Below are 16,423 nucleotides of genomic sequence, written 5' to 3'. Positions count from 1 at the left end.
CGACTGTGGGAGCGCCCGTGGGCGCGATGCTTCATTGCAGTCGAATCGCGCTTATGGGTGCTCCCACAAGTGCTCACCCACAAGTGCTGACCCAGTGCATTCGAGGAGTTTGGCCATGGCACATTCCGATTCCGTTCCTCCCGGCCCGGACCTGGGACAGGGCGTGCCGTTGGCGAGCGTGCCGCACGGCGGCGTGCTCGCAGGCCACGTCGATGGCGAGGCGGTGCTGCTTGCCCGGCTGGACGACGGTTGCCACGCCGTCAGCGGCACCTGCACGCATTACGGTGCGCCGCTGGGCGAGGGCCTGGTGGTCGACGGCGAGGTCCACTGCCCGTGGCATCACGCCTGTTTCAGCCTGCGCAGCGGCGCGGCGTTGCGGGCGCCTGCGTTCGCGGCGCTGGCGACGTGGCATGTCGAAACTGTCGGCGACGCCGTGTTCGTGCGCGCGCAGGAGGATGCGGCGCCTGCGTCGCCGCCGCGCCCGCGCGTCGATCCCGGCGCCATCGTCATCGTCGGCGGTGGCGCTGCGGGATTCGCGGCGGCACAGCGGCTGCGCGAGCTTGGTTTCAGCGGCCGCCTGTCGATGCTGAGCGCCGATGCGGATGCGCCGTGCGACCGGCCCAACCTGTCGAAGGATTACCTGGCCGGGACCGCGGACGAGGACTGGATTCCGCTGCAGGGCCCGGAGTTCTATGCCGGGCACGAGATCGACCTGCGCCTGGGCTGCGAGGTCACCGCGATCGATACCGCCGCGCGGCAGGTGCACATCGATTCGGGCGAACGCTTCGGCTTTGATGCGCTGCTGATCGCCACCGGCGCCGAGCCGCGCCGGTTGTCGCTGCCCGGCTTCGACCAGCCCAACGTGTTCGCGCTGCGCTCGCTGGCCGATGCGCGCGCGATCATCGCCGCGTGCGCGAACGCGCGCTCGGTCGCTTTCATCGGCGCCGGGTTCATCGGCATGGAAGCCGCGGGGGCGCTGCGCACGCGCGGCCTGGAGGTGCACGTGGTGGCGCCGGGCGAGGTGCCGATGGCGCGCGCGCTCGGGCCCGAACTGGGCGGCTTCCTCGCCGACCTGCATCGCGCGCAGGGCGTCGTGTTCCACCTGCGTTCCACCGCCACGGGCTTCGACGGCCAGGTGCTCACGCTGGCCGACGGCACCACGATCGCCGCCGACATGCTGGTCGTGGGCGTGGGCGTCGCCCCGCGCACGCAGCTCGCCGCCGCGGCCGGGCTGGAGGTGGAGGACGGGATCCTGGTCGATGCGCAGTTGCAGGCGTCGGCCGCCGGCATCTTTGCCGCCGGCGACGTGGCGCGTTACCTGCATGGCGGCGAGCGGGCGCGGGTGGAGCACTGGGTGCACGCGCAGCGCCAGGGGCAGGCCGTGGCCGCGAACATGCTGGGTGCCGCGCAGGCGTTCACCGACGTGCCGTTCTTCTGGACCCACCACCAGGGCGTCGAGCTGCGCTGCAGCGGCTACATGGCCGGCTGGGAGGAGATCCGGATCGACGGCGAGCTGTCCGCGCGCGACTTCACTGCGCGCTATTACAAAGGTGGAAAGCTGGTGGCCGCGGCGTCGGTGGGGCGTGATCTGGAGAACCTGTCGATCGAGGCCGGATTGGGGCGCTGAGCGCGAGAAGCCCGCATGCATGCACACGGATGCATGCAGGAGCGGCTTCAGCCGCGAGCTTTCCGGTGCATGTCGTGGAGATCAAGAGCTCGCGGCTGACGCCGCTCCTACGAGGACTTCGGGATCAGCCGGGCTGTCGATGGGCCACGAACAGGGTGATGTCGTCGAAGGGCGTGGCGTGGCCGGCGTGGGCCTGCACCTCGGCCTGGATGCGCCGCAGGGTGTCGCCGGCCGCGCCGGCGGGGCGTGCCAGCTGGTCCAGCAAGCGCTGCTCCGTGTAGCGTGCGCCATCCGCGTCGACGGCATCGGTGACGCCATCGGTGAACACCACCAATGTCTCGCCCGCGGCAATCGTTTCCGACGCCGCCGCGAATGCCATCCCGGGCAGCATGCCGACCGCGGGGCCGGTCGGGGCCAGCCGCGTGCGCACGCCGTCGCGGCCGCTGACCACAGGCGCTTCGTGCCCGCCGTTGACGTAGACAAGCGCGCCGGTGGCGGGGTCGAGGATGGCGAAGAACAGGGTCGCGAACATGTTGGCGCGGCTGTGCGTGCGCGCGATGTAGTCGTTCACGCTGCTGATCAGCTGCCGCGCCTCCGCCGCGCTGTCGCCATCTGCGGTGAGCATGCGCTCGGCCAGGGCGCGGACCAGGCTGCGGAACAGCGCCATGAACAGCGCGGCGCCGACGCCCTTGTCGCAGACGTCGGCCACCACCAGCCCGATGCGTCGCCCGTCGTGCAACGGGAAGGCATCGTAGAAGTCGCCGCCGACGCGTCGCGCGGGCTGGAACCAGGCGGCCAGGTCCCAACCGGCGGCGACCGGCAGTTCGTCGGGCAGGAAGCCGGCCTGGATCTCGCGCGCGATGTCCATTTCGCGTTCGAGGCTGCGTGCGTACAGCTGCTCGTGGTCGCGCAGCCGCTTCCTGGCCAGGCTGGCGCCGACGCGCGCGCGCAGGATATGCGGGTTGAAGGGTTTGGGCAGGTAATCGTCGGCGCCGAGCTCGATGCCCTTGATGATGCTGTCGGTGTCGTCGAGCGCCGAGATCAGGATCACCGGCACGTGGCGCAGCGTGTCGTCGCCGCGCATGTGTTCCAGCAATTCGTAGCCGTTCATCTCCGGCATCATGATGTCGAGCAGGATCAGGTCGAACGCGCTGCCCTGCAGCAGCGACAGCGCCTCGCGTCCGTTGACGGCGACCTGCGTGGCGTGGCCTTCGCGGCGCAGGCGGCGCACCAGCAGGTCGCGGTTCGCCTCGTTGTCGTCGACCACCAGGATGCGCGCGGCCGTTGTGTCGTCCTGGATGACCGTCACACCGTGCCCTCCGCGCTGGCGGCGAGGCCGAGGCGACGCAGGTACGGCAATGCCTCCAGCGTGGCGCGCTCGCCCTGTTCGATGATGTGCGGGATGAGGTGGGTGTCGCTGACGCCGATCGGCTGGTCGAAGGTCGGCATGATCGGGATGATCTCGGCGTGGTGCACGGCGCTGTAGAAGGCGTAGGTCGCCCGCAGCAGATGGTTGATGGTGGTGGAGATCGATTGCCCGGCGACCCCGATCAGCGAATCCAGTCGTTCGACCGGCGGAGTCTCGAAACCCATGGCCAGGATGATGTCGGCGCCTTCGCGGATCGCCACGCTGATCGGCAGCGGATCGGAGGCGCCGCCATCGATCAACAGTCGCCCGCCGACCGGCCAGGGCCGCAGCAGCAGCGGCATGGCGATGCTGGCGCGCACCGCGTCGGCCACGCGGCCGGAAACGATGTCCACTTTTTCGCCCGAATGCAGGTCGGTGGCCGCGATGTGCAAGGGGATGCGGGTCTCGGCGAAGGTCGCATCGCCGTAGAGGCCGCGCATGTTGGCGGCGACGGCGCGGTCGTCGATCAGGCCGATGCGTTCGCTGCCGCCGAAGCGGCTCGGCAGCAGCCCGCGCAATACCGAGCGGTAGTGTACGCGCTTGAACAGCCCGTCCCACATGTGGTGGCTGACCCGTTCGGCCTCGTTGGCATCCATGCCGAGTGCCATCGATGCGGTGTAGAGGCTGCCGCCGCTGCAGCCCACGACGAGGTCGGGCCGGATGCCCTCGCGCTGCAGCACCTTCCACATGCCCACCGCGGCGACGCACTTGATGCCGCCGGAGCCGACCACCAGCGCCAGCCGCGGGCGCCGCCGCGGCGCGGCGGTGGCTTGCGCCTGCGTGGGTCCGGTCTCAGGCATGCGCGGCCTCGAGCGCCCGGTGCAGGTGGGGCAGTTGCGCTTCGGTCGCGCGCTCGCCCTCTTCGATGACATACGGGATCAGGTGGGTGTCGAACAGCCGCACCGGGCGGTCGAAGTCCGGCAGGATCGGGATGATCTCGGCGTGGTGGGCGAGGTTGTGGAAGGCGTAGTTGGCGCGCAGCAGGTTGTTGGTATAGATGCTGTTGACCTGGAAGGCGTAGCGCGTGGCGGAACGGATCCTGCTCGGGTACGGGCTCTCGAAGCCCATCGCGAGGATGACGTCGGCGCCCTCGCGGATCGCGACGTCGACCGGCAGCGGGTCGGATACGCAGCCGTCGAGCAGCTGGCGGCCGTCGATCTCCCACGGCTTCCAGACATACGGGATCGCGACGCTTGCGCGCACCGCGTCGCGCACGCTGCCTTTGCTCAGCACCACCTTCTGGCCGTCGTTGAGGTCGGTGGCGACGATGTGCAGCGGGATGGCGGCTTCCTCGAAACGGCGCCCGCCGAACGGCGTGTCGAGCGCCCGCAGCAGCGCGCGGTCGTCGACCATGCTGAGCGAGCCGTCGAAACCGAACACGCGCGGCAGCACGGCGGCGAGCATCGAGCGCAGGTTGCGGCGGCGGGTCAGTTCGGGCGTCCACAACTCCGCGGTCAGGCGCTCGCATGTGGCCGGGTCGTAGCCCAGCGCCATCACCGAGGCGTACAGGCTGCCGCCGCTGCAGCCGACCACCATGTCGATGTCGATGCCTTCGCGCTGCAACACTTTCCACATGCCGAGCGCGGCGGCGCACTTCACGCTGCCGGCGCCGATGACGAGGGCGACCCGCTTGCGCTTCGGCTGGGGCGTGGTGACTGCATCCATCTTGCATCCTCCCTGGAATGTTGGGCGTGGCGGTGTCAGGCGGCGTAGCTGTCCATGGCGCCGGCCACATCGTCGTAGCACTTCAGGATGGTGGTGAAGCCGCTCAGTTCGAGCACCTTCAGCACCTGCGGATTGATGTTCGCCAGGCGCAGGTCGCCGCCGCGCTGGCGGGTCTGCTTCACCGTGGCCAGCAGCGCGCGCAGTCCGGCGCTGCTGGTGTAGTCGACCCGCTCGAGGTCGGCGACCAGGCGCGTGTGGCCCGCGTCGACATAACCCTGCAGGGTGGTGAGCAGCGTTTCGGCGGTCAGTCCGTCAACGCTTCCGGCGATGACGACGACGGCCGCGTATTCGCCGGGTTGGATTTCGATCTCCATGCGTGTGTTCCCCTCTAGGTGTCCAGGATGTTCGATGGGTGCGCTGCAAGTTTCTTGACCAGCGTGTACACGTTGCCGCCCTGCGCACCGGGTTCGCGCCGGACCTCGTCCATCACCTGATGGACGAGGTGCCAGCCCAGGCCGCCGATCCCGCGCTCCGCCCAGCCGGTGTCGAGGCCGGGCGTGGCGACGGTGCCGGGATCGAAGGCGGGCGCCGCATCGATGAGGGTGACGGTGATCCGTTCCGGCGTGGCTTCGACGCGGATCGTGACCGGCCCGGGCCGGTTGCCGTAGCCGTGGTGGAGGATGTTGGAGAACACTTCCTCCGTCGCCAGGCGGACGGCGGACGCGGCGTCGGCATCGGCGTTGGCCTGCGCGCAGGCACCGGCGAGAAACGTCGCCAGCGCGGGCAGGTCCCGCATCGTCGTGGCGTGGAACTCGGTGCCGGCGTGCGCCGGGCGCAGGGTCATGACGACGCGTTGCCGTTCGTGAGGGCCGCGATCTTCCTGCTCAAACGCTCCAGGTCCACGGGCTTGGTGTCGAAATCGTCGCAGCCCGCGGCCAGGGCGCGCTCGCGGTCCTCCGCCATCGCGTGCGCGGTCAGCGCGATGACCGGGATGGATGCGGTGCGCGCATCGGCCTTGATCCGGCTCGCCGCTTCCCAGCCGTCCATTACCGGCAGGCCCATGTCCATCAGCACCAGGTCGGGCATCTCGCGGAGCGTCGCGTCCACGGCCGTCTGGCCGTCGGTTGCCATGACCACCGTGTGGCCGCGCCGGATCAGCCGCCGCGAGAGCATGTCGCGGTTCATTTCGTTGTCTTCGACCAGCAGGATCTTCATCGTGGTTCCGGATGGCGGCCTCATGCCTGGTGGGCGGTCGGCGCGGCAGCGAGGGCGCGCCGCACTTCCTGTTCCAGCTCGCTGCTACTGTAACTGCCCTTGGCAATCACCTTGCTGGCGCGGCTGGCAAGCGCCTGCTGTTCATTCCGGGTCAGTTCCTTCGCGGTGAGGACGACGACGGGAACGGCGCCGGCGCTGCCTTTCGTGCGCAGTGCGTCGAGGAAGGCGAAGCCGTCCATGCCCGGCATCATCAGGTCGAGCAGCACCAGCGCCGGCAGCGCGTCTTCGATGCAGGCCAGCCCTTCGATGCCGTTCGCGGCCTCGACCACGCTCCAGCCCTGCCGCTCCAGCAGCCGGCGCAGCATGTTGCGGGTGTTGGCGTCGTCGTCGACCACGAGGATCGGCTGCGTCGGCGCCGGCGCACCGAGGTGCTTGCCGATCGCGCGCGCCAGGGTGTCGTTCTGCACCGGCTTGACCAGGTAGTCCGCTGCGCCGAGCGCGAAGCCGAGGGTCTGCTGTTCGGTCACCGAGATCATGACCACCGGGATCGATGCCAGCTGCGCATCGGCCTTCAGCCGCGCCAGCACGCTCCAGCCATCGGCGCTCGGCATCAGCACGTCGAGCAGGATCAGGTCCGGCTGCAACTCGCGGGCGCGGCGGATGCCGTCGTTGCCGTTGGTGGCCGATTCGACGCGCAGGCCCTGGCGCACGAGCATGCGGCCGATCACCTCGCAGCCCGCGGCGTCGTCGTCGATGATGAGCACGGTTTGCGTGTTCGCGGACATCGTTGCCGGTTCGACGGCCATCGGCGCGCTGTCGACGGCCGCCTGCGGCGCGTCGCCGGCGCTGGCCGGAAGGCGGATGGTGAACGTCGTGCCGGCACCGATGGCGCTGCGCATGTCGATCTCGCCGCCTAGCATTTCGGCGAAATGGCGCGACAGGGCCAGGCCAAGGCCGGTCCCGCCGTATTTGCGCGTGGTCGATGCGTCGGCCTGCGAGAACGGCTGGAACAGGCGCGACTGCTGCTCGGGCGTCATGCCGATGCCGGTGTCCTCGACCTCGAACACCATCCACTCCCGCGACGCCTGGTGCTCGCGGCGTGCGCGCAGGCGGATCTCGCCCTGTTCGGTGAACTTCGCCGCGTTGCCGAGCAGGTTGAACAGCATCTGCCGCAGCTTGGTGATGTCCGTGTGCATGCGGCCGAGGTCGGCGGCCTCGATGATCAGCCGGTTGCCCTTCTTCTCGGCCAGCGGCCGCACCGTGTCCATCACGTCGTCGAGCACCGGCCCGAGCTCGACGTCTTCCAGGTGCATTTCCATCTTGCCGGCTTCGATCTTGGACAGGTCGAGCACTTCGTTGATCAGGCCGAGCAGGTGCTTGCCGGCGCTGTGGATCTTCTGCAGGTCGGGGATCAGCGCGTCGTCGCCGGTGTCCTCGGCCTCTTCGACCAGCAGTTCGCTGTAGCCGATGATCGCGTTGAGCGGGGTGCGCAGTTCGTGGCTCATGTTGGCCAGGAACAGGCTCTTGGATCTGTTGGCCGCGTCGGCTTCTTCCTTGGCATGCGCCAGCTGGGTGCTCTTTTCCTCGATCTTGAGGTTCTGCTCCTCGAGCAGCTTGCGGCTGCGCACGAAGCGCTTGCTCTGCAGGTACGAGTGCAGGGCGAAGATCGAGCTGGTGAGGAACACGCCGATGATGCTCGCCGCGGTCGGCAGCGCCGGCGCGTCGAAGCTATATGCGAATCCGGTGAACCAGCCGCAGCCGATGACGCCCACCGCGATGGCGATCCATCCCTTGCGCCCGAGGGTCAGGCCACCGACCCCGAGGTTGCCGAGGTTGACCGCGGTCAGGAACATCACGCCCGGCCACAGGCTGAAGTGCATGCCGGCAATCCACGCGCCGACCATCACCGAATCGATGATCATGTTGTAGTGCTCGGCACGCTTGGAGTCGCGGCTGAAGCGCGCGTGGAGCCAGGCCAGCTGCGGCCACACCAGTCCCCAGAGCAGGAGCAGCGCGATCACCGTGTTGCTCGCTCGCCCGGAGGCATGGAACACCGAGTAGAAGATCGCGATCAGCGGCGGGAAACACGAGATCCGGACGATGTAGTCGAGCCGGACGATCGGATGCAGCCGGGACTTGGTCATGGGCATACCGCTGTCGTGCGTGGATGAGGGGCAGGCATGGGCGTGGGCGGAAACAGGCCTGCGACGCACGGCATCGGATCCGGAACGGCGGCGGCCGCCACTGTCGCCGGGACCGGTGCGCACCGCGCGCCGATTGCGGAGCACGTGGCACGCTGCCGGAAATCCCCTTCCTGCCCGCTGTTGGCACCGTTGATACCGGTCCCCTTCTGCCGTACGGCAAGCCTGGATACCTTACACCAGCCGTGCACCCGGACTCGGCGCTGGCGGGCGCGACGCGGCAAGGCATCACGATGGCGACCGGGCCATCGTTGCAGACATTCCCGGGCAGGAGCGTGCGCCCGGCAACACTTTCGGGCCCCGTTGGGCATACCCGGGCGCGGCCGCATGCCTGCCGACGCGCGGCATGATGCGGTGGATCGCCGTGCCTTCACCGGGCCTGAATCCGACGGGGCGAGAATCGCGCCATCGCGCACGCGTTCCGGTACGAGCGGACGCATGCGGCTCCTGCGAGAGACAACGACACGACATGAACCCATTGGCCGATGCCCTTGAATCGACCTTCGACGCCATGGCGCCGGAGCTGCTTGAGATCTACCGGGACCTGCACCGGAATCCGGAGCTCTCGATGCAGGAACATCGCACTGCGGGCATCGCCGCCGATTACATCGAGCGGCTCGGCTACGCGGTGACGCGGGAAGTCGGCGTCACCGGCGTCGTCGGCGTGCTGCGCAACGGCGACGGCCCCACGGTGATGCTGCGCGGCGACATGGACGCGCTGCCGATGGCCGAGGACACCGGCTTGCCCTATGCCAGCCAGGCCACCGCCACCGATGCGGAGGGGCGGCAGGTGGCGGTCGCGCATTCGTGCGGGCACGACCTGCATGTCACCTGGCTGATGGGCGCCGCGCGCGTGCTGGCCGGGTCGCGCGATGCATGGCGCGGCACGGTGCTGGTGGTGTTCCAGCCCGGCGAGGAAACGGCGCAGGGCGCGAATGCGATGGTGGTCGACTGGGAAGGCGCGGGGTTGCCGCGGCCGGATGTCATCCTCGGCCAGCACGTGATGGTGGGCCCGGCCGGCACCGTGAGCTATCGCGCCGGCGTGATCCTGTCGGCGGGCGACAGCCTGCAGGTGAAGCTGTTCGGCCGCGGTTCGCACGGCTCGCAGCCGCAGACCTCGATCGACCCGGTGGTGATGGCGGCGTCGACCGTGCTGCGCCTGCAGACCATCGTCTCGCGCGAGATCTCGCCGCTGGACAGCGCGGTGCTGACCATCGGCGCGCTCCAGGCCGGCAGCAAGGAAAACATCATCCCCGACGACGCCACCATCAAGCTCAACATGCGCACCTACGACGAAGGCGTGCGCGAGCACATGCTCAAGGCGGTGCGACGCATCTGCTGCGCCGAGTGCGAGGCGTCCGCCGCGCCGCGGCCGCCGGAGTTCACCACCCTGAGCAGCTATCCGCCGACCGACAACGACCGTGCGGCCACCGCGCGCGTGGTCGAGGCGTTCCGCATCCAGTTCGGCGACGACGCGTACGAAGGCAAGCCGGCCGCCGCCAGCGAGGATTTCAGCGTGTTCGGCCGCAGCTGGGACCTGCCGTACGTGTTCTGGTTCGTGGGCGGCACCGATCCGCAGGCGTATGCGGACGCGAAGCAGGCGGGGACGCTCAACGCGATCCCGAGCAACCATTCGCCGCGCTTCGCGCCGGTGCTCGAGCCGACCCTGAAGGTGGGTTTGCAGGCGATGCTGGGCGCGGCGTCGGCGTGGCTGTGCGCGCCGGCCGCGGAGGCCGGCGAAGGCTGAAGCGGGACGCGGGGACGCGATCAGGGCCAAGCTGTCGCCGACGTTTCGCGCGACAGGCACCCATGCAGCTGGTCGAGTTCGGTCGCGAGCAATGACGGCATTGCACCGATCGGCGCCGGCGGCTGGCCGTCACGGACGGCGTTGGCGAGGAGATCGAGCGCGCGCTGCACGCGGGCTTGGCCGTGGTCGCCGAACATCGAGGCGGCCGAGGCGCGCGCGGCGTCGCCATCGAGGCGTTCCAGCGCCCAGCAGGCGGACAGGGTGCGATATGCGAGCTGTTCGGTGGCGGCGATCGCGGGCCAGGCCTGTTCGGCGGCGCGGCGCTGGGTTCGCGACGCGGACAGGCCGTCCTCGTGCGCCTGGGCGAGGGCGAAGCTGGCATGCTGCAGCCGCTGGCGTGCGGCCTTCGCCGCCGGCGTGGTGACGGCGCCGCCGGCAAGGTGGACGACCACGGCGTCGACCGCGCGCAGCATCCGCACCAGTTGTTCCGGGATCCTCGCCTGCGCCGTGCGCGGCGGGATCAGGCGGAACACCAGCAGTGCCACCGCGCAGCCGGCCAGGGTATCGACCCCGCGCGCCAGCAGGTACGCGCCCGGCGACTCGACCGGCTGCCCGCCGGCGGCGATGGTCAGCGCCGCGCCGGTGATGAACACCACTGCCAGCGTGTAGTTGCGCATGACCACCATCTCGATGGTGAACTGCAGCGCCATCACCACCAGCACCAGCCACGGGCCCTGCGGATGCACGACGATGATCGCGCCGGCGAGCAGCAGCCCGACCCAGGTGCCGAGCAGGCGCTGCACGCTGCGCTGGAGCATGCGCAGCCAGTCGAATCCCTGGTGCAGCATCAGCACCGCCGCGGCGACAGCCCAGTACGCGCGTTCGAGGTGGACCGCGGCGCCGAGCGTGCCGGCCACCAGCGCCGCCACGCCCACGCGCAGCAGCACGCGGCGTGCACTGGAACCCGGCTGCAGGGCGTCGCGCAGCGCGGCGAGCGCACCGGGATGGCCCAGTGGCACGTCGTTGCCGGCGGTGCCGGGCAGGCCCTGCAGGGTGCCGATCTGGGCGATCAGTCGATTGGCGTCGTCGAGCAGCGTGGATGGCGCGGGAAGTCCCCGGCCCGCCGCCGCCATCGCATCGGCGAAGCGCAGGTGCAGTTCGCGGTTGAGCGTGCGCAGGCGGCTGAGCCTGCCATCCGGATGCGCGCGTGCGGGCTGCCGGCTGACCAGCGTGGTCCAGGCCTCGTGCAGCAGGAAGGCCGCGCGGTGCCGCGCGGCATTCTCATGCGTGCTGCCCATCGCTTCGATATAGGCGGCGACGGCCTTGCCGGCGGCCGTGACCGCGTTGCGTTCCGGCCCGCGGGGCCAGGCCAGCGCGCCGCCCATGTGCACCAGCCATGCGAATGCGCCGCCGCCCAGCACCAGCGTCGCGGCATGCCCCGGGCCGAGGTGCGATGCCGGCATCGCGGTGCCGGCCGCGCAGGCGAGCATGAACATGTAGGCGCCTGGCGGCCCGATCTGCAGCGCGTTCGCCAGCCAAGTCGAGAGCATGGCGATCGCCGCCATCGCCACGATCACCGCCCACGTGTTCGCAGCCACCCAGAGCCCCAGTCCCACCGCCAGCGCGAACGCGAGCGCGATCAGCGCAAGCTGCCGCGCGCGATTCAGGTAGGGACGGCCGCTGCCATACAGCGCGGTGAATCCGCCGATCGATGCCATCAGCCCGGCCGGCACGTCGCCGGCCAGCCATCCGGCGAGGATCGGCGCGCCCATGCACCCCGCCGCGCGCAGCGCGAACAGCCAGCGCCGTGGCGGCGCCGGCCGCATTTCGAGCAGTCCCTCCAGCACCCGGGACAGCAGGGCGGGCGGTGGCGTGGTGGGCGGCATCGTGGGTCCGGGCATGGCGACGGCCATTATCGACGTGCGCGCCCGCCGCTGCGTGTCGGCCGTGCCATCGCCGCGCCCGGCGACGGAAGCGCCCGGAATGCCGCGCACGAGCACGAAGATGAACGTTTTCACCGTCGCTGGCCGCGTCGTGACATCGTTCTCCGGGCGACATGGATACCTTCGGCGAAACCGCCACCCGGAAGGAGCGAGCGATGTCCGACGACGCCAAGACCGACCTCGACCACGTGCACGACACCCTGACCCAGCTCAAGGAGATGCGGCATTACTCCAAGAACAACGTCGAGGTACTCACGGCGGCGTGGCTGCTGTTCGACGGTGAACTGTCGAAGCTGGGCCAGACCGCGAAGATCGACAACCTGATGGTCCGCCAGGGCGAGCTGCACGATGCGCTGGAAAGCGTGATCGCCGACTTCGAGGAACTGGCGGTGAAGCTGCAGCCGCCTCCGGAGGAGTCGGCGCAGTAGCGGGCGGCTCAGTCCCCGATACCGCGGGGCAGCGGCAGGCCGGACACGCCGGCGGCGACCTTGCTGACGCTCGAGACAGCGGCGGCCGACAGCGAGCGGCGGGCCAGGAGCGCCGGAACGCGGCCGCCGAGGTCCGTCAGCGAGGTATAGGACAGGCGCGTGCCGGTGGCGGTCGGGGTCATGCGCCATTCGCCGCGGGCGCGCAGGGCGATGCAACCGGGCATCGGCTCCTTTCCGGCGTAGGCCAGCGACGTGAACGCCACGCGCACGCCGCCGGCCGCAAGGGCCTCGCGCTCGAAACGCATGGAATAGCAGCGTTCGCTGATCACCGGCGTATCGAGAATGTCCGACCAGACCGTGACCGCAGGGTCGCGCTTGATGAAGGTGCGGCGGATGTTCCTGTTTTCCGCGTCGAGATACTTGCCGAACAGGTAGTCCGCCACGGCGTCCGGCGATGCGACCAGCGTGGTGCTGACGCGCAGTTCGTCGAAGCGCTCGCCGGCAACGGGCCTGGTTTCCAGCAGCAGGCCGTCGCGGGTGGATACCGTTCGCCATGCCGGCTCCCGGGCGTGGGCGATGCCGGAAAGCGCGGCCAACAGCAGCAGCACGCAGGCTGGCCGCACGACGATGCCGTGTTGCGCGGCCGGGAGTCGCGGGAGGTGGGGCGTGGGCGTCGGGGCCATTTGCCGATGGGGGTGTGGCGATTGCGACGATTCAATGCCTGCTGCGTGACAGCATGAAGGCAGCGGGCTGGGGGGGAAACCCATCCCCGCCCAACCCTCCCCTTGAAGGGGAGGGCTTCGAAGGGTGGCGTCAGCGCGCGCTGTAGGCGTGGACTTCGTCGACCAGTACGGCGACGTGGTCCGGGTCCATGTCCGGCGACATGCCATGGCCGAGGTTGAACACGTGGCCCTCGCGCGAGCCGCCGTTGCCGTCGCGGTAGCTGTCGAGGGCGCGGCGTACTTCGCTGCGGATCGCGTCGGGCGAACCGTACAGCGTGGCCGGGTCGAGGTTGCCCTGCAGCGCGACCTTGCCCTGGGTGCGGCGCGCCGCTTCGCCCAGTTCCACCAGCCAGTCGACGCCGACGCCTTCGGTGCCGCACTCGGCCAGCGCCTCGAGATGCGTGGCGTTGCCCTTGCCGAACAGGATCAATGGCGTGCGTTCGCTGCCTTCGCCACGCTCGAGTTCGCGCGCGATGCGGGTGAGGTAGGGCAGCGAGAACTCGCGGTACATCGCAGGTGACAGCACGCCGCCCCAGGTGTCGAACACCTGCAGCGCCTGCGCCCCGGTCGCGCGTTGCGCCGACAGGTAGGCGATCACCGCATCGGTGTTGACCGACAGCAGCGCGTGCAGCGCCTTCGGATTGTTGTGCGCCATCGCCTTGATGCGCGCGTAGTCCTTGCTGCCGCCGCCTTCGACCATGTAGCAGGCCAGCGTCCACGGGCTGCCGGAGAAGCCGATCAGCGGCACCTTGTTGCCCAGTTCGCGGCGGATGGTGCGCACCGCGTCCATCACGTAGCGCAGCTCGGTTTCCATGTCGGGCACGCCGAGCCTGGCGATCGCGGCGGCATCGCGCACGGGGTGGCGGAACTTGGGGCCTTCGCCTTCGACGAAGTACAGCTCCAGGCCCATCGCGTCGGGAATGGTGAGGATGTCGGAGAACAGGATCGCGGCGTCGAGCGGAAAACGCGTCAGCGGCTGCAGGGTGACTTCGCAGGCGATCTCGGGATTCTTCGCCATCGCCAGGAAGCTGCCGGCGCTTTTGCGGGTGGCGCGGTACTCGGGCAGGTAGCGGCCGGCCTGGCGCATCAGCCAGACGGGCGTGCGGTCCACGGGCTCGCGGCGCAGGGCACGGAGGAAACGGTCGTTGGCGGGGGTGTCGGACATGGTGGTGCTCACTCGGGTTTGAAGATGTTCGCCCCGCCTGCGGGTGCAAGCGGGCGTGATGCAGGCCGGGGTTGCACCCCGACGTTCGGGATCCAGGCAATCGTGGGCGTCGGGGATGTAACCCCGACCTACGGATTGCTGGATCTTGGGGCGTCCGAGCCCTGCGCGAACGTCAGCTGGAAGCCGCGCTTGAGCTGCTGGTCCCGCGCGTGCTCCAGCGCGGCAACCGCGCTGGCCTGGTCGAGGAACTGTTCGCGGCGCACGGTGCTGCGGCCGCCGAGCTGTCCGGTTTCGCGCACCAGCTCCCAGCCGCCGAGCAGGTCGGGCTGCAGCATCAGTTGCACGAAGCGCGGGGCGTCGCGGCCATCGGAGCGTTGTTGCAGGAACAGGCGCATGGGCCGGGCATTGTACGGTGCGGGCGGGGCGAGCGGCCGGGTCGGCCTCTAGAACCGACTGTTGTGGGAGCGGCTTCAGCGGCGAAATTTCGGAGGGCGGCAATCCGCGGGGGTGTCCGTAGGAGCGGCGGCAGCCGCGGGCTCTTGCGTTGCGGCGCAAAAGCAAGAGTTCGCGGCTGCCGCCGCTCCTACGAAAGCATGTTGCTTTTATGCGTTGCGCAGGATTCCCAGCACCGCTTCTTCGGGCACATCCGGCACCACGCGGGCGCGGCCCAGGCCCTCCCAGAGCACGAAGCGCAGGCCGCTGGCCTGGGCCTTCTTGTCCAGGCGCATGTGGGCGAGCAGGACGTCGGGGTCCAGCCCGGCGGGCAGCGCGGTCGGCAGGCCGAAACGCTGCAGCAGCGCCTGCAGGATCATCGCGTCGGTGTCGGTGGCCAGCCCCAGGGCGGTGGACAGCCGCGCCGCGAGGACCATGCCGACTGCCACCGCTTCGCCATGGTTGAGCGTGCCGTAGTCCTGCGCGGTCTCGATGGCGTGGCCGAAGGTGTGGCCGAAGTTGAGCAGGGCGCGTTCGCCGTGCTCGAACGGGTCGCGTTCGACGATCGCGGCCTTGTGCGTGCAGCTGCGGGCGATGGCTTCCGACAGCGCATCCGCATCGCCGCCGAGCAGGGTGTCGGAATGCGCGGCGAGCCAGTCGAGGAAGGATGCATCGACGATTGCGCCGTACTTCACCACTTCGGCAAGGCCGGCGCGCAGTTCGCGCGCGGGCAGTGTCCGCAGCGTGCCGGTGTCGGCCACGACCGCAATCGGCGGATGGAAGGCGCCGACCAGGTTCTTGCCCTGCGGCAGGTCGACCGCGGTCTTGCCGCCGACCGAGGAGTCGACCATGGCCAGCAGCGTGGTCGGCAGCTGCACGCAGTCGATGCCGCGCATCCAGCACGCGGCGGCAAAACCGGCGAGGTCGCCGACCACGCCGCCACCCAGCGCGTAGACGCAGGCGTCGCGGGTGGCGCCGAGCGCGGCCAGCGCGTCGACGGCGTCGCCGAAGCGGGACAGCGTCTTTTCCTGTTCGCCCGCCGGCATCACGTGGCTGGCGATGCGCGCATCCGGCCGCGCGGAGCGCAGGGCGTCGATGACGGTAGATGCATGAAGCGGGGCGACGTTGGCGTCGCTGACCACCAGCGCGTGGCGACCGCGCAGCGGTTGCGCGAGCAGCCCGCCGTCGCGCAACAGGCCGGCACCGATGGTGATGCGGTAGGGCTCGGCGCCGCCGACTTCGACCTGGCGCACGCTCATGGGCGCGTGCCGCCGGCAGCCGTGGGCGCGGCAACCCGCCAGCGCGCGTCGAGCAGGTGCCCGAGTTTCGCAGCGGTTTCGGCGGCGCCCATCGCCGCGGTGTCGAAGCGCAGGTCGGCGATTTCCGCGTAGAGCGGTTCGCGGACCTCGGCGAGGCGGCGCAGGACGGCTTCGCGGTCGTCGCTGGCCAGCAGCGGGCGGCTGCGGTCGCGCGCCAGCCTTGCGAGCTGCTGCGGGATATCGACGTGCAGGTGCACCACGAAGCCGCGTTCATGCAGGCGCTGGCGCAGGCGCGGGTCGAGCACGGCGCCGCCCCCGGTGGCGATCACCACGCCTTCGTTGGCCAGCAGTCCGGCGAGGACGACCTGTTCACGGGCGCGGAAATCGGCCTCGCCGGCGCATTCGAAGATGGTGGCGACGCTGGCGCCGGCCTGCGCCTCGATCTCGCGGTCGGCGTCGAAGAACGCCAGCCCGAAACGTTCCGCCAGGCGCCGGCCGATCGACGACTTGCCCGAGCCCATCGGGCCGACGAGGACGAGATTGGGTGCCGGATTCATGGCCGGATGCTAGCACCGCGTGGCGCGGCCTTAACGCGGCCCGGTCTAGCCTGC

The 16,423-nt window shown here is 70.0% G+C and carries 16 protein-coding genes; 3 read left to right on the top strand and 13 right to left on the bottom strand.

Features of this window, described 5'->3' with window-relative positions; translation table 11 throughout:
• Nucleotides 1–115 precede the first annotated feature (115 nt).
• Nucleotides 116–1,627, top strand: coding sequence for an FAD-dependent oxidoreductase (locus ACTJIL_RS09535; RefSeq protein WP_440755278.1), 1,512 nt, complete (start codon nucleotides 116–118; stop codon nucleotides 1,625–1,627).
• Nucleotides 1,628–1,751: 124 nt separating this feature from the next.
• Here ACTJIL_RS09535 and ACTJIL_RS09530 read toward each other — a convergent pair whose 3' ends face one another.
• The 7 genes from ACTJIL_RS09530 to ACTJIL_RS09500 are packed head-to-tail and all read right to left on the bottom strand — an operon-like array spanning nucleotide 1,752 to nucleotide 8,059.
• Nucleotides 1,752–2,936, bottom strand: coding sequence for a PP2C family protein-serine/threonine phosphatase (locus ACTJIL_RS09530; protein WP_440755277.1), 1,185 nt, complete (start codon nucleotides 2,934–2,936; stop codon nucleotides 1,752–1,754).
• A complete protein-coding gene (locus ACTJIL_RS09525) occupies nucleotides 2,933–3,835 on the bottom strand; it encodes a patatin-like phospholipase family protein (protein WP_440755276.1) in 903 nt (300 codons plus the stop codon). Before ACTJIL_RS09525 ends, ACTJIL_RS09530 begins: the two co-directional genes overlap by 4 nt.
• Entirely contained in the window at nucleotides 3,828–4,700 is an 873-nt protein-coding gene (locus ACTJIL_RS09520) for a patatin-like phospholipase family protein (RefSeq protein ID WP_440755275.1), read from the bottom strand. The genes ACTJIL_RS09525 and ACTJIL_RS09520 overlap by 8 nt, the downstream gene beginning before the upstream one ends.
• 35 nt (nucleotides 4,701–4,735) lie before the next feature.
• A complete protein-coding gene (locus ACTJIL_RS09515) occupies nucleotides 4,736–5,074 on the bottom strand; it encodes an STAS domain-containing protein (RefSeq protein WP_440755274.1) in 339 nt (112 codons plus the stop codon).
• Between the two features lie 14 nt (nucleotides 5,075–5,088).
• The gene (locus ACTJIL_RS09510) at nucleotides 5,089–5,544 is read right to left on the bottom strand and encodes an ATP-binding protein (protein ID WP_440755273.1); all 456 of its coding nucleotides are present in this window, start codon (nucleotides 5,542–5,544) and stop codon (nucleotides 5,089–5,091) included.
• On the bottom strand, nucleotides 5,541–5,915 hold the full coding sequence (locus ACTJIL_RS09505; RefSeq protein WP_440755272.1) for a response regulator: 375 nt from the start codon (nucleotides 5,913–5,915) through the stop codon (nucleotides 5,541–5,543). The genes ACTJIL_RS09510 and ACTJIL_RS09505 overlap by 4 nt, the downstream gene beginning before the upstream one ends.
• Before the next feature lie 20 nt (nucleotides 5,916–5,935).
• Nucleotides 5,936–8,059 carry a response regulator gene (locus ACTJIL_RS09500; protein ID WP_440755271.1) on the bottom strand — a complete coding sequence of 708 codons (2,124 nt, stop codon included), beginning with the start codon at nucleotides 8,057–8,059 and terminating at the stop codon, nucleotides 5,936–5,938.
• Nucleotides 8,060–8,585: 526 nt separating this feature from the next.
• On the opposite strand from ACTJIL_RS09500, the gene ACTJIL_RS09495 reads away from it, so the two are divergent.
• Nucleotides 8,586–9,863, top strand: a complete 1,278-nt coding sequence (locus tag ACTJIL_RS09495; protein WP_440755270.1) for an amidohydrolase — start codon at nucleotides 8,586–8,588, stop codon at nucleotides 9,861–9,863.
• Nucleotides 9,864–9,883: 20 nt separating this feature from the next.
• Here the strand turns inward: ACTJIL_RS09495 and ACTJIL_RS09490 are convergent, their stop codons facing one another.
• The gene (locus ACTJIL_RS09490) at nucleotides 9,884–11,764 is read right to left on the bottom strand and encodes an FUSC family protein (protein WP_440755269.1); all 1,881 of its coding nucleotides are present in this window, start codon (nucleotides 11,762–11,764) and stop codon (nucleotides 9,884–9,886) included.
• Between the two features lie 197 nt (nucleotides 11,765–11,961).
• On the opposite strand from ACTJIL_RS09490, the gene ACTJIL_RS09485 reads away from it, so the two are divergent.
• On the top strand, nucleotides 11,962–12,234 hold the full coding sequence (locus tag ACTJIL_RS09485) for a hypothetical protein (RefSeq protein WP_440755268.1): 273 nt from the start codon (nucleotides 11,962–11,964) through the stop codon (nucleotides 12,232–12,234).
• An 8-nt stretch (nucleotides 12,235–12,242) separates the two neighbouring features.
• On the opposite strand, the gene ACTJIL_RS09480 is transcribed toward ACTJIL_RS09485, so the two are convergent.
• From ACTJIL_RS09480 to ACTJIL_RS09460, 5 genes are all read right to left on the bottom strand, one after another.
• Nucleotides 12,243–12,917, bottom strand: coding sequence for a hypothetical protein (locus ACTJIL_RS09480; protein WP_440755267.1), 675 nt, complete (start codon nucleotides 12,915–12,917; stop codon nucleotides 12,243–12,245).
• A 130-nt stretch (nucleotides 12,918–13,047) separates the two neighbouring features.
• Nucleotides 13,048–14,121, bottom strand: a complete 1,074-nt coding sequence (gene hemE, locus ACTJIL_RS09475) for a uroporphyrinogen decarboxylase (RefSeq protein WP_440755266.1) — start codon at nucleotides 14,119–14,121, stop codon at nucleotides 13,048–13,050.
• A gap of 128 nt (nucleotides 14,122–14,249) precedes the next feature.
• Nucleotides 14,250–14,516, bottom strand: a complete 267-nt coding sequence (locus tag ACTJIL_RS09470) for a WGR domain-containing protein (protein WP_440755265.1) — start codon at nucleotides 14,514–14,516, stop codon at nucleotides 14,250–14,252.
• A 207-nt stretch (nucleotides 14,517–14,723) separates the two neighbouring features.
• Nucleotides 14,724–15,812: a 3-dehydroquinate synthase gene (gene aroB, locus ACTJIL_RS09465; RefSeq protein ID WP_440755264.1), complete on the bottom strand. Its 1,089-nt coding sequence runs from the start codon at nucleotides 15,810–15,812 to the stop codon at nucleotides 14,724–14,726.
• Nucleotides 15,809–16,369, bottom strand: a complete 561-nt coding sequence (locus ACTJIL_RS09460) for a shikimate kinase (RefSeq protein ID WP_440755263.1) — start codon at nucleotides 16,367–16,369, stop codon at nucleotides 15,809–15,811. Before ACTJIL_RS09460 ends, aroB begins: the two co-directional genes overlap by 4 nt.
• Nucleotides 16,370–16,423 lie beyond the last annotated feature (54 nt).

Origin of the sequence: Luteimonas sp. 22616, from assembly GCF_052044325.1 — a bacterium.
Classification (GTDB): Bacteria; Pseudomonadota; Gammaproteobacteria; order Xanthomonadales; family Xanthomonadaceae; genus Luteimonas.
The sequence above is the reverse complement of the archived record's forward strand: the minus strand, read 5'-3'. Positions and strand labels throughout refer to the sequence as shown.